Consider the following 12,602-nt stretch of genomic DNA (forward strand, 5'->3'; position numbering starts at 1 on the left):
CCGCGACCGTCTTCCGATTGCATACCTGCCCGAAATCATTCGTGTCGAAGGGGCCGCCAGAATGGAGCCAGAGACAAGCGCCGCAGGCGTAACCCGCGAAGCGGCCGCCGGATTGACGCTGCTGAGCGCCGCGGTGCTCGCGCTGATCGTCGCCAACTCGCCCCTCAGCGAGCTGTATCAGCATCTGCTTTCGACGCACGTGCAGATCGGAGTAGCGCCCTTCGCTCTGACCAAGGAAGTCATTCACTGGATCAACGACGGACTGATGTCCGTCTTTTTCTTTGTCGTCGGGTTGGAGATAAAACGGGAAGCAATCCGCGGCACACTCTCGAACCGCCGCGTAGCGATACTCCCGATCGTCGGCGCATTGGGCGGCATGGTCGTTCCCGCGCTGATCTACTCGATCATCAACTGGAATAACGACATCGCGCTCCGCGGCTGGGCTATCCCCGCCGCCACCGACATCGCCTTTGCCGTGGGCGTCATGGCGGCGCTCGGCAGCCGGGTGCCCCCGGCGCTCAAGGTATTTTTGCTGGCCCTCGCCATCATCGATGACCTCGGCGCCATCCTGATCATCGCCTTCTTCTATACGGACGATCTGTCGATACTGGCGCTCGGACTTGCAGCAGCCGGCATCACCGGCCTTATCCTGTTCAATCGAGCAGGCGTTATGCGTACGTGGCCGTACTTGGTGGTTGGCGCCTTCGTCTGGGTTTGTGTCTTGAAATCCGGCGTTCACGCCACATTGGCGGGCGTCGCAACCGCCCTGGCCATTCCGCTCTCAGGCGTCAAAAAGGGCACCAATGGCCCCCTCGTCCGCCTTGAGCACGCGCTGACCCCCTGGGTCAGCTTCCTCATTGTGCCGATTTTCGCATTTGCCAACGCCGGGCTGAAGCTCACTGACCTGTCAGTGAATGACATCCTGTCGCAAATCCCGATTGGCATCGCATTGGGTCTTTTCGTCGGCAAGCCTCTCGGAATATACGCCGCCGTCAGGACTGCCCTCGCGACGGGTCTCGGACATATGCCCCACGGTGCTTCCCAGATGCAGCTATTCGGCACAGCCATTTTAGGCGGCATCGGTTTTACCATGAGCCTATTCATCGGCACGTTGGCATTTCCCGATCCTGACTCGAGCGCAGAAGTTCGTCTGGGCGTTCTGGCGGGCTCAGTAATGTCGGCGATTGTCGGCTACATCGTTCTTGTAAGAAGCGCTCGGGACCGAGAATTCAGGAGCAGAGAGCATTAATGAGCAGTTTCCCCGAATCCCTCACCGACCGGTATCGTCGCTTCAGACACCGCCACTTCGTTCTCAACGCCGATCATTATGAAGAGCTAGCCACCTACGGGCAGAGCCCGGAGACAATGGTTATTTCCTGCTCGGATAGCCGCGTCGATCCGGAAACGATCTTCAGCGCGATGCCTGGCGAGCTGTTCATCGTCCGCAACGTGGCGAACCTCGTGCCACCCTACGAAACGGGCGGCAAATATCACGGTGTCAGTACGGCCGTCGAATTCGCGGTGATGAATCTCCGCATCAAAAATCTCATCATCATGGGCCACTCCGGATGCGGTGGCATCAAGGCGGCCCTCGATCAGAGCGCCGCCATCCAGACGGAAGCGCAATTCATTTCGCGTTGGATGTCGATGCTCGACGATGCCCGCCTCTCGGTGCTCGCCTCTCATCAAAATAGCCCCCAGGCCATCAAGCAGGAAGCGCTCGAGAAGGAAGGCATCAAGCAGGCGATCAAAAACCTGCGGACTTTCCCGTTCGTTCGCGATCAGGAAGAACGCGGCCGGCTCTCGCTCCACGGCGCACACTTCGACATCAGAACGGGAACGCTGACGGTGCTCAACCACTCACGCGGCATGTTCTATCCGCTGTAAGTTCCAACCGACACTAACGCCGGCGCACTTCAAGACCCAGCGCCGGCCTTCGCCTTCTCGATGATCGGCAGAAGCTTCGTCTTCAAGGAGTCGTCCGAAATCGGCCCGACGTGCTTGTAGACGACTTCGCCGCGGCCGTTGACGATGAAGGTCTCGGGCGTGCCGTAAACGCCCCAGTCGATCGCCGCCCGCCCGCTCGCATCCGTTCCGACCGCTGAATACGGATTGCCGAACCGGCCGATGAAGCGGCGCGCCGCGTCCGGCTGATCCTTATAATTCACGCCGTAGAGATCGACGCCCGACTGCTCCTTGAGCGCTTCGAGGAATGGATGCTCATCGACGCACGGCTGACACCACGATGCAAAATAGTTGACGACCGAGACCTTGCCTTTGGCGAGATCGGCAGAGTTGAACCCGGGGGCCGGCTTGCCGTCTGACTCAAGCCCGGCCAGCGCCGGAAAATCGGTTTGTGGAACAGACTTCCCGACCAGCGTCGACGGCAGCCGCGACGGGTCGCCGGACCGCAAGGCCATCGCGAAAAATCCGGCGACTACCGCGAAAACGACAACGGGCAATACGCGCACCAGCGAGGACTTGCCTTCGGCCACTTTATTTCACTCCAGCCGCTGAGCGGCGCTTTATGCCCTGCCGCTCGAGCGCATCGAGATCGGCCGCCTGTTTCCGGCCGTCGGCGATGAGCCAAAGAATGAGCCCGGTCACCGTCACCGTTACGGCGGCGTAGGAAATCCAAATGAAGGCGGCGTGCGGTCCGAGATCCATGATCGTTTACTCCGCTGCCCCTTGCGTCGCGAGCCTGTCGCGACCCGCGACAGCCTGCGTTCTGAGCGCCTTGACGCGCCGCCGAAGAATTTCATTTCGCATGGCTTTGAGATGCATGGCGAAGAACAGAAGCGTGAAAGCGATCGCCATTACGAGAAGCGGCAGCCTCATGCTCGGATCGACGGTCGAGGTGAAATCGGTCGACGGCTGGTGCAGCGTATTCCACCAGTCGACCGAGAATTTGATGATCGGCAGGATGGTGACGCCGACGAGCGCCAAGATCGCCGTCAACTTTGCGGCCGCACCCTCGTCCTCCAGCGCCGAACGCAGCGCAATCAGCCCGAGATAAAGAAAGAACAAGATCAGCACCGACGTCAGCCGCGCATCCCAGACCCAATAGGTGCCCCACATCGGCTTGCCCCAGAGCGAGCCGGTCAGCAGCGCCAGGAACGTGAAAGCAGCCCCGAGTGGCGCCGCAGCCTTGGCTGAAACATCCGCGAGTGGATGCCGGAAAACGAGCAGCCCGAAACTCGAAAGGGCGATCAGCCCATAGACCATCATCGAGAGCCACGCGCATGGCACGTGGATGTACATGATCCGCACCGTCTCGCCCTGCTGATAGTCCGCGGGCGAGGCGAAGAACGCCAGATACAGCCCTACGGCCAGCAGGATGGCAGCCGCCGCCGAAATCCACGGCAGAAGGCGAGCGGAAAGCTCCATGAAGCGGGTCGGATTGGCGAGGCGTTGCGTCAGGGTCTGCATGTTGGGGGACTTAAGGCTTTCAGGGGAAAGGCGCAATGAAGGCCGAGATTACAATTATTGAAGCTGGACCTTGAGCGCGGCTGCTGCGGCGAGCGGCCCCAGCACGATTGTGACAAGGGAAATCGCCGCCAGGATGAGAAACGACGCCCCGATCCCGGCCGGTCCGGCTCCAGCGCTCACCGCCGATATGCCGAAAATCAGGGTAGGAACGTAAAGCGGCAGCACGATGAGCGCCAGCAGCAGACCCCCGCGACGTGTCTTCATCGTCAACGCCGCCCCAATGGCGCCGAGAAAACTGACGGCAGGCGTCCCGACCAGCGTCGTCGCAACCAGAACCGGATAGGCTGCCAGATCGAGGTTCAAGAGAATGCCGAGCACCGGCGCCATGATCGCCAGCGGAATGCCGGTCGTGACCCAATGCGCCAGGGATTTCGCGGCGGTAACCAATTCGAGCGGCAGAGGGCCCGTCGCGAGCACATCGAGCGTTCCGTCCTCATGGTCCGCCTCGAAGATCCGGTTGAGCGACAGCAGCGCCGCGAGCAGCAGCGCGATCCATAAGATCCCCGCCGCGATCCGCGACAGCAGATTGAGATCCGGCCCGAGGCCGAGAGGCATCAGCGAAACGACGACGAGAAAGAACCCGAGCGCCGTTCCGATCGCGCCGCCCTCGCGGATCGCAAGCGTCACGTCCCGATGAAGGAGAGCCCAGAAGCTCTTCAAGCCGCCACCTTTTGCGCTGTAAGGTCCAGCGTCCGCACGCGTTCGAGCGCTAACGGCAGATGGGTGGCGATGACGGCAAGGCCGCCGCCCTTTGTATGATCGTTGACGGCTGCGACGAGCCGTTCCGATGATGCGGTGTCAAGCGACGCCGTCGGCTCATCGAGCAACCAGACCGGACGCCGGGCAACCAGAAGCCGGACGAGCCCCAATCGCCGTTTTTGTCCGGCCGACAAGTACGCAGCGGGAAATTCGCTCAGATCCTCGAGCCCGAAATGCCGAAGCGCCGCTTCGATCCGTGATCCGGCATCGGCTCCGGCATCGAGATACGCATTCCAAAAACCAGCATTCTCAGCGACCGACAGGCTCGACTTGACCGCGTTGGTATGCCCGACGACATGCGCCTGCTCCCCGAGCGTCAACTCGTCATCCCCGCCGTCGAGCCGAATGCGGCCGCGAAACGGCCGTATGAATCCCGCGAGCGTGCGAAGCAAAGTCGTCTTCCCGACGCCGTTGGCGCCCGTGAGAAGCAGGGCCTCCCCGGCCTTGACGGCAAACGAAAGCCCGTCGACGACCCGGCGCGCACCCCGATCTATGACCAAGTCTTCGGCAATCAGCTGCACAGCGATGAGATTCCGTGACGTCGGATTGAGCAAGATGGCGGCATTTGCGCGCTATTTTGCCCGTCTGGCGATTGGTGTTTTCTTTTTCAAGCGATTATATAGAAGGCACGTTGTATCCTTCGCTAGCGCAAAAGCGAGGGGTCGCGCGGACCGACGAGCTCGTGCCCGCGGGACATCCTCGATCCGCCGGCACTCCGGCGGCGCAGCCCTTCGTCTTAATCTTTCGGAGGCCTGACCTTGAGCGCCGTGACACCCATTTCCGACGACAGCTTCAAATGCCGCAAGACCCTCACCGTCGAGGGCAAGGAATACATTTACTATTCGCTCCCCGACGCGGAAGCGAACGGCCTGACCGGCATCTCGCGGCTTCCTTACGCGATGAAGGTGCTGCTCGAAAACCTTCTCCGCCACGAAGACGGCCGCTCGGTCACCAAGGCCGACATCGCCGCGATGGCCGCATGGCTCGACAACAAGGGCAAGACCGAGCAGGAAATCGGCTTTCGCCCCGCCCGCGTCCTGATGCAGGATTTCACCGGCGTTCCCGCCGTCGTCGATCTCGCCGCCATGCGTGACGGCATGACGAAGCTCGGCGGCGACCCGACGAAGATCAACCCGCTCGTTCCCGTCGATCTCGTCATCGACCATTCGGTCATCGTCGATGAGTTCGGCACGCCGAAAGCCTTGGCCGACAACGTCGCGCTCGAATATGCCCGCAACGGCGAGCGCTATAACTTCCTGAAGTGGGGCCAGGGCGCCTTTCAGAATTTCCGCGTCGTGCCGCCCGGCACCGGCATCTGCCACCAGGTCAATCTGGAATATCTCTCGCAGACGGTGTGGACCAACGAAATGGCCGACGGCAAAACCGTCGCCTATCCCGATACGCTCGTCGGCACCGATAGCCACACGACGATGGTCAACGGTCTCGCCGTACTCGGCTGGGGCGTCGGCGGCATCGAAGCTGAAGCCGCAATGCTCGGCCAGCCGCAATCGATGCTCATTCCGGAAGTCATCGGCTTCCGTCTGACAGGAAAGCTCAAAGAAGGCGTGACCGCGACCGACCTCGTGCTGACCGTCACGCAGATGCTGCGCAAGAAGGGCGTCGTCAATAAGTTCGTCGAATTCTTCGGGCCCGGCCTCGACTCGATGTCGCTCGCCGATCGCGCCACCATCGCCAACATGGCGCCCGAATACGGCGCGACGTGCGGTTTCTTCCCCGTCGATAAGGAAACGGTCAACTACCTGACGATGTCGGGCCGTGACTCGCACCGCATCGCGCTCGTCGAAGCCTACTGCAAAGCCCAGGGCCTTTATCGCGAGACAGGTTCAGCCGATCCGGTCTTCACCGATACGCTCTCGCTCGAATTGGGCGACGTCGTGCCGTCGATGGCGGGTCCGAAACGCCCCGAAGGCCGAATCGCGCTGACCGATATCAAGACCGGCTTCGCGACCGCCCTCGCCGGTGAATACAAAAAGCCGGATGAACTCGGAAAGCGCGTGCCCGTCGAAGGCGAAAACTTCGACATCGGCCACGGCGACGTCGTTATCGCCGCGATCACGAGCTGCACGAACACATCCAACCCGAGCGTCCTCATCGCGGCTGGCCTCCTCGCTCGCAATGCCGCGAAGCTCGGTCTGAAAAGCAAGCCGTGGGTGAAAACCTCGCTGGCACCCGGATCGCAAGTCGTCGCCGCCTATCTCGAGAAATCGGGCCTGCAGCCCTATCTCGACGAGATCGGCTTCAATCTCGTCGGCTTCGGCTGCACCACCTGCATCGGAAACTCTGGGCCTCTGGCCCCGGAGATTTCAAAGGCGATCAACGGCAACGGCATCGTCGCCGCTGCTGTGCTCTCCGGAAACCGCAACTTCGAAGGCCGCGTCAGCCCGGATGTCCAGGCGAATTACCTGGCGTCGCCTCCGCTCGTCGTGGCGTACGCGCTCGCAGGCTCCGTGCAGAAGGATCTCACCACCGAACCACTCGGCAACGACAGCACGGGCAAGCCGGTCTTCCTGAAAGACATCTGGCCGACGACGCAGGAAATCCAGAAGTTCATCATCGAGAACGTCACGCGCGAGATGTTCAAATCCCGCTATGCCGACGTCTTCAAAGGTGATGGCAACTGGCAGGGCATCGCGACGAGCGGCGGTCTGACGTACGGCTGGAACGGCGCGTCGACCTACGTTCAGAACCCGCCCTATTTCCAGACCATCTCGCGCGACGCGAAGCCGGTCAGCGATGTCGTCAATGCCCGCATTCTTGGTCTCTTCGGCGACAAGATCACGACCGACCACATCTCGCCCGCTGGCTCGATCAAAGCCGCGAGCCCGGCAGGAAAGTATCTCCTCGACCATGGCGTTCAGCCAGCCGACTTCAACCAGTACGGCACGCGGCGTGGCAACCATGAAGTGATGATGCGCGGCACGTTCGCCAACATCCGCATCAAGAACCACATGGTGAAGGATGCGAACGGCAACGTGAAGGAAGGCGGCCTGACGATCCACTATCCGTCGGGCACGGAAATGCCGATCTACGACGCGGCGATGCAGTACGAAGCGGAGGGCGTGCCGCTCGTCGTCTTCGCCGGCATCGAATACGGCAACGGCTCGTCACGCGACTGGGCGGCGAAGGGCACGAACCTTTTGGGCGTCCGCGCCGTGATCGCCCAATCGTTTGAGCGCATCCACCGCTCGAACCTCGTAGGCATGGGCATTGCCCCGTTCGTCCTCACCGAAGGCGCCTCGTGGCAGTCCCTCGACCTCAAGGGCGACGAGCGCGTAACGATCCCCGGCCTCGCGAACCTGAAACCGCGCGAAGTCGTAACGCTGACCATCACCCGCGCCAACGGAACCTCGGTTCCCGTGCCGGTCCTCTGCCGGATCGATACCCTCGACGAGCTCGAGTACTTCCGAAACGGCGGCATCCTGCACTACGTGCTGAGAAACTTGGCGGCTTAGAACCTCCTACGGCCCGGCTCCGCGAAGCGTCAGCCGGGCCAGACGACCCTGGCTCCAAGGTATCCGGAGCCAGAGTTGCATAGCCTTTCGCAGGCGGTAACAATCAGCCTCCCGGCAGCGAACCACCTAATGCTCACCCGTTCGTGAGAAGGCTTTCGAGCCTTTCACTTTTTCAACGAAGGGCACCGGGCTAAATAGGATCATTGTGGCAGATGCCACTTGGGACTCGAAGGCTGACCCCGCCATGCGCCTCCGCGGCATCACACTGGTAGTTCTGACGGCCTTCGCAGCGGCGGTGTCGCCTCCGGCGTCGGCGCAAGAAGTTTCGCTCGACACTCAAACGGCAAAGCCGATCAGGGGCGTCATCGAACTCTTCACCAGCCAGGGATGCTCATCGTGTCCTCCGGCCGACGCGCTCCTCAAGACGCTGTCGGATGATCCCTCGATCATCGCGCTCTCTCTTCCGGTCGATTACTGGAACTATCTCGGCTGGAAAGACACGTTCGCTTCACCGCGCAATACCGAGCGCCAGCGAAATTACGCTCGCAACCGCGGCGACGGAGCGATCTACACGCCGCAAGCGATCGTCAACGGCGTCGCGCACGTCAACGGCGCATCGAAAACCGCAATTGAACAGGCCATCGACGACACCTCGAAAATGGGCGGCCCCGCTCAGGTTCCCGTTCGATTTTGGCAGGAACGCAATACCTTAAACTTCGCTGTGGCGGGTGATCCTCCCGGACACAACCCACGCGAAGCGACGGTCTGGCTCGGCGTCGTTCAAATGACCGGATCAGTGCCGATCAAGGAAGGCGAGAACGCCGGCAAAACACTCACCTACACCAACGTCGTCCGCGAACTGACGCCCATCGGTATCTGGAAGGGTACGCCCCTCAAAGTGCAGCTGCCGCGCGCCGCGATGATGCAGGCCGACGTGCAAAAAATCGTCGTGCTCGTTCAGGAAGGCCGCAGCGGCCCAATCATCGGCGCGACGATGGCGGGTCTCTGGTAACCGACGACCCGCCCGCCGCTACGATCTCTTCACGCGGCGAGCCCGCGCTTCTTCAACAATCCGTCGATCTTCGGTGGCCGTCCGCGAAACGCCACGTAAGCCGCGTGTGGATCGCGCCGGTTTCCGGCCGAATAAATGAACTCATGAAGCTTCTTCGCCGTCGCCGGATGAAACACGTTTCCGGTTTCCTCGAACGCGGCGAAGGCGTCGGCGTCCATCACCTCGGACCACAAGTAGCTGTAATAGCCCGCCGCATAACCCGACATGATGTGCATGAAGTGCGGCAAGCGATGCCGCATCACGATCTCTTTCGGCATCTCGATCTCGCTGAGCGTCGCGCTCTCGAAACCTTCGACATCGCCGACCGATGCCGGCTCGGCAGAATAAAGCGCCATGTCGACGAGCGCCGACGACGTATATTCGATCGTCGCAAAGCCCTGATTGAAGTTCCGCGCTGCAGCTAACCGCTGCCGCAAAACCTTCGGCATCGGCTTGCCAGTCTTGTAATGGAGTGCATGCTTTTCGAGAACATCCGGCGTCGAGAGCCAGTGCTCGTAAAGCTGTGACGGCAGCTCCACGAAATCGCGCGATACCGACGTTCCTGAAATCGACGGATACGTCACGTTGGAAAGCAACCCGTGCAGCCCGTGACCGAACTCATGGAAAAGCGTCCGCGCATCATCGAACGAGAGGAGCGCAGGCTCGCCCTCGCCGCCCTTCGTAAAGTTCAGCACGTTGACGATGATCGGGCTCTGCCCCTTGCCGAGCTTATGCTGCGTGCGGAATGCCGACATCCAGGCGCCGGAACGCTTCGTCGGCCGCGCGAAATAATCGCCCATGAAAATGCCGACGTGCGCGCCCTTCTTGTCGAGAACCTCCCAGACCCGAACTTCCGGGTGATAGCGCGGAAGATCCTTCCGCTCCTGGAACTTCAAGCCGAACAAGCGTGACGCTGTATCGAACGCCGCTTTGATCATGTGATCAAGCTCCAGATAGGGCTGAAGCTTCGATTCATCGAAATCGTATTTCGCTTTGCGGACCTTCTCTGAATAATACCGCCAGTCCCACGGCATGATCTCGGCGTTGTCGCCGGAATTCTGAGCCTCGGCGGCGAGCGCATCGCGTTCTTCTTTGGCGCGCACGACCGCTTTCTGCCAGACCGCGCGAAGAAGCTCGTCGACCGTCCCCGGCGTTTTCGCCATCGTGTCTTGCAGGCTGAATTCGGCGAACGTCGGGAAACCCATCAACCGCGCGTATTCTCCGCGCAGCGCCACGGCCTCGGCGACGATCTGACGGTTGTCAGTCTCGCCCTCATGCGCGCCACGGCTTGTCCATGCATTGAAAGCCTGCTCGCGCAAATCGCGCCGGCTCGAATAGGTGAGAAAGCCTTCCACACTCGAACGCGCGAGCGTGATCATCGCCTTGCCCGCAAACCCCGCATCGGCGGCAGCGCGCTCGGCGCTTTCTCTCAGCGTGTCCGGCAGGCCAGCGAGATCGTTCTCGCCATCGAGAACAAGCCGCCACGACTGCTCGTCCTTCAGCACATTCTGCATGAACTGTGTAACGAGGGTCGCGAGCCGCGCATTGATTTCTTTGACGCGCGATTTGTCCGCAGCCGAAAGCCGGGCGCCTGCGCGAACGAATTCGAGATGATGCCGCTCGAGAACGCGCAAGTCTTCTTCGCCAAGCTTCAGAGCATTGCGCCGCTCGTAGAGATCGTCGATGCGTTTGAAGAGGCGCTTGTCGAGCAGGATCTGTGTTTCATGCGCAGCAAATCGCGGCGCCATCTCGCGCGCTATTTCCTGAAACTCCGGCGTCGAATCGGAACCCTCGAGATTCCAGAAAACGGACGCGACACGTGAAAGCTGAGTGCCGCTCTTCTCGAAAGCCACGATGGTGTTGGCGAATGTCGGCTTGGCGGTATTCTTCGCGATCAGCTCAATCTCGGCTTTATGTTCGCGAAAGGCCGCATCGAGCGCCGGTTTGAAATGACGCGCTTCGATCTTTTCGAACGGCGGCATGCCGAACGGGCCGTTCCACTTTGTTGTAAGCGGATTGACACTCGGCTTGGATCGCGGCTTCGGAGCCACTCTGCGCTTTGCTATCATCTTGAGATCGGTCTCTAATTACCCCGGCAATGTTACTTTATATACGCACAAAACTTTGCGTCCGCTAATGAAACAGTTGCAATGCACAAAGACGAAGAACCAGCCTTTTGGACTGGTTCTCCGGGAGTGTCTGACAATCGGGGGAAGAGGGTCAGCTTGGACGGGGGAGCCAAGCTGCAGGAGGGGAAGAGTTGCCTGAGAATCCCGCCTCGAAACTATGGCCCCGGGGGGCTGGGGGGCTATAAGTCCAGAGCCGGTCCTTTGAAGCTTGACCCTAAGGCAACGGTTATCTTTATTGCGTTTTATTACGGCTGTTTGTGGCCCCGCGAGAGTCCTGATTTTGTCAGTCTCACGGTCTTTCCGTGCACCCCTCATTGAGTCTCGTCATAAGATTATCAAAGGTGCTCTCTTGCATTCCGCGAGCGTTGGCGCGATCTTTAAGATGCCAACGATGGACAAGACCATTTGAGCGAAACAACCGACCCGATAGTTTTCCGCCCGCGTCCAGCGGGCAAGCTTGGATCCTCCGAGACAGCGGAGCCAAGTCGGCGTACCACTTTTGATCGATACGAGCTGACCGCAATCCTGGACCTCTATGGTCGCAAGGTCGCCTCAGGCGCTTGGCGCGATTACGCCATCGACCTCCTCCGCGACAAGGCAGTCTTCTCGGTTTATCGAAAATCCAGCGAATATCCGCTCTACCGCATCGAGAAGGATTTGCGGCTGGCGCGCAAGCAGGGCGCTTACAGCGTCATCGCCGCCGGCGGCCTGATCATGAAGCGCGGCCAGGATCTGAAGCGCGTTCTAAGCGTGCTGGAAGATCGCCCAGGCGTCGTCGGGGTCTAATCCATTATCCGAGCTGGCCCAGACGCCGCTCGGCACGCGCATCCGTCGAACCCAATAAGAAAGGCCCCGGAGACCGGGGCCTTTCTCAATTCCGGGACGTCTCGAACGTTAGTTGTTGTTCGAGTTCGCCAATCCCAACAGGTTCAGGATGTGGATGAACAGCGTCACGAACGAGCCATAGAGCATGAAGGCGCCGAAGATCGACGAACGCTTCAGCTGGGCTTCGTTACCGTAAGCCGCCTGCTCGATGTACATCGACTTGATCGCCTGGGTTTCGAATGCCGTGACGACCGAGAAGAGCAGCACGACGACGGCCGAGATACCCATGCTCACCATCTTGCTGGTGCCGGCATCGTTGATGAAGAAATAGCTGCCCAGCATGACGATGATCAAACCGATCGACGCCATCGAGAGGAAGCCGCTCCAGCCCGTCATGTCCTTCTTCGTCGTGTAACCGACGAGGCTCGTCACGCCGAACGTCGCGGCCGCGATGAAGAATGCCTGACCCACGAGGCCAGCCATGCCCATGCCGACGTACAGCGAAATCATCGGAGCGATCAAAGCGCCCCAGAGCGCGCAATAGAGCCAGTAAGCGCCCTGCGCGAGAACTTCACTGCCGCCGTAGAATAGACGGGGTGCAAACCAGCCGAGGCCGAGCACAGCCGCAAACACGACCCACTTCATCGGGCCCAGTGCAATCGCCGCCATCACCTGCGGGTTTGCCATCAAAAGCATGACCACAACCGCGGTGCCGGCCACGCCGAGCGCCATATAGTTGTAGGTGCCGAGCATAAACGAGCGCAATCCCTGGTCGATCGCGCCAGATGTCCGTGCGCCGCCGTACGGGCTATTAGGGCGCGTAAAAACTTCAGCCATTGTCGTCGTATCCTCGTGTTGTCCGGTCAATGCCGGTCC

General features: G+C 60.7%; 12 protein-coding genes. 5 read left to right on the forward strand and 7 right to left on the reverse strand.

Annotated features, from left to right (window positions below; genetic code table 11):
- The first annotated feature begins 61 nt into the window (after nt 1–61).
- Nucleotides 62–1,249 carry a Na+/H+ antiporter NhaA gene (gene nhaA, locus G359_RS01890; protein ID WP_045834752.1) on the forward strand — a complete coding sequence of 396 codons (1,188 nt, stop codon included), beginning with the start codon at nt 62–64 and terminating at the stop codon, nt 1,247–1,249.
- On the forward strand, nt 1,249–1,887 hold the full coding sequence (locus G359_RS01895) for a carbonic anhydrase (protein WP_045834753.1): 639 nt from the start codon (nt 1,249–1,251) through the stop codon (nt 1,885–1,887). The genes nhaA and G359_RS01895 overlap by 1 nt, the downstream gene beginning before the upstream one ends.
- Nucleotides 1,888–1,916: 29 nt before the next feature.
- Here the strand turns inward: G359_RS01895 and G359_RS01900 are convergent, their stop codons facing one another.
- From G359_RS01900 to ccmA, 5 genes are read right to left on the reverse strand one after another with little or no spacing between them, the layout of a single operon-like run.
- Nucleotides 1,917–2,495, reverse strand: coding sequence for a DsbE family thiol:disulfide interchange protein (locus G359_RS01900; protein WP_045834754.1), 579 nt, complete (start codon nt 2,493–2,495; stop codon nt 1,917–1,919).
- A 1-nt stretch (nt 2,496) separates the two neighbouring features.
- The gene (gene ccmD / locus G359_RS01905) at nt 2,497–2,667 is read right to left on the reverse strand and encodes a heme exporter protein CcmD (RefSeq protein ID WP_045834755.1); all 171 of its coding nucleotides are present in this window, start codon (nt 2,665–2,667) and stop codon (nt 2,497–2,499) included.
- 6 nt (nt 2,668–2,673) lie between these two features.
- Entirely contained in the window at nt 2,674–3,429 is a 756-nt protein-coding gene (locus G359_RS01910) for a heme ABC transporter permease (RefSeq protein WP_045834756.1), read from the reverse strand.
- Nucleotides 3,430–3,483: 54 nt separating this feature from the next.
- Nucleotides 3,484–4,149, reverse strand: coding sequence for a heme exporter protein CcmB (ccmB, locus tag G359_RS01915; RefSeq protein WP_045834757.1), 666 nt, complete (start codon nt 4,147–4,149; stop codon nt 3,484–3,486).
- The gene (gene ccmA / locus G359_RS01920; protein ID WP_045837534.1) at nt 4,146–4,769 is read right to left on the reverse strand and encodes a heme ABC exporter ATP-binding protein CcmA; all 624 of its coding nucleotides are present in this window, start codon (nt 4,767–4,769) and stop codon (nt 4,146–4,148) included. The genes ccmB and ccmA overlap by 4 nt, the downstream gene beginning before the upstream one ends.
- 237 nt (nt 4,770–5,006) lie before the next feature.
- Here ccmA and acnA point away from each other — a divergent pair, with 237 nt between their 5' ends.
- Nucleotides 5,007–7,721 carry an aconitate hydratase AcnA gene (acnA, locus tag G359_RS01925; protein ID WP_045834758.1) on the forward strand — a complete coding sequence of 905 codons (2,715 nt, stop codon included), beginning with the start codon at nt 5,007–5,009 and terminating at the stop codon, nt 7,719–7,721.
- Nucleotides 7,722–7,926: 205 nt separating this feature from the next.
- Entirely contained in the window at nt 7,927–8,733 is an 807-nt protein-coding gene (locus G359_RS01930; RefSeq protein ID WP_245279900.1) for a DUF1223 domain-containing protein, read from the forward strand.
- A gap of 29 nt (nt 8,734–8,762) precedes the next feature.
- Here the strand turns inward: G359_RS01930 and G359_RS01935 are convergent, their stop codons facing one another.
- Nucleotides 8,763–10,841, reverse strand: coding sequence for a M3 family metallopeptidase (locus G359_RS01935; RefSeq protein ID WP_045834759.1), 2,079 nt, complete (start codon nt 10,839–10,841; stop codon nt 8,763–8,765).
- Nucleotides 10,842–11,306: 465 nt separating this feature from the next.
- Here G359_RS01935 and G359_RS01940 point away from each other — a divergent pair, with 465 nt between their 5' ends.
- Nucleotides 11,307–11,687, forward strand: a complete 381-nt coding sequence (locus G359_RS01940; RefSeq protein WP_045834760.1) for a DUF2794 domain-containing protein — start codon at nt 11,307–11,309, stop codon at nt 11,685–11,687.
- Nucleotides 11,688–11,795: 108 nt separating this feature from the next.
- Here the strand turns inward: G359_RS01940 and G359_RS01945 are convergent, their stop codons facing one another.
- A complete protein-coding gene (locus G359_RS01945; protein ID WP_045834761.1) occupies nt 11,796–12,563 on the reverse strand; it encodes a Bax inhibitor-1/YccA family protein in 768 nt (255 codons plus the stop codon).
- Between the last annotated feature and the right edge of the window lie 39 nt (nt 12,564–12,602).

It is taken from the genome of Hyphomicrobium sp. 99 (assembly GCF_000384335.2).
GTDB lineage: Bacteria > Pseudomonadota > Alphaproteobacteria > Rhizobiales > Hyphomicrobiaceae > Hyphomicrobium_B.

Coding starts and splice junctions, on each gene's coding strand:
- nhaA (WP_045834752.1), top strand. CDS start 62: ATGGAGCCAGAGACAAGCGCCGCAGGCGTAACCCGCGAAGCGGCCGCC.
- G359_RS01895 (WP_045834753.1), top strand. CDS start 1,249: ATGAGCAGTTTCCCCGAATCCCTCACCGACCGGTATCGTCGCTTCAGA.
- ccmD (WP_045834755.1), bottom strand. CDS start 2,667: ATGGATCTCGGACCGCACGCCGCCTTCATTTGGATTTCCTACGCCGCC.
- G359_RS01910 (WP_045834756.1), bottom strand. CDS start 3,429: ATGCAGACCCTGACGCAACGCCTCGCCAATCCGACCCGCTTCATGGAG.
- G359_RS01935 (WP_045834759.1), bottom strand. CDS start 10,841: ATGATAGCAAAGCGCAGAGTGGCTCCGAAGCCGCGATCCAAGCCGAGT.
- G359_RS01945 (WP_045834761.1), bottom strand. CDS start 12,563: ATGGCTGAAGTTTTTACGCGCCCTAATAGCCCGTACGGCGGCGCACGG.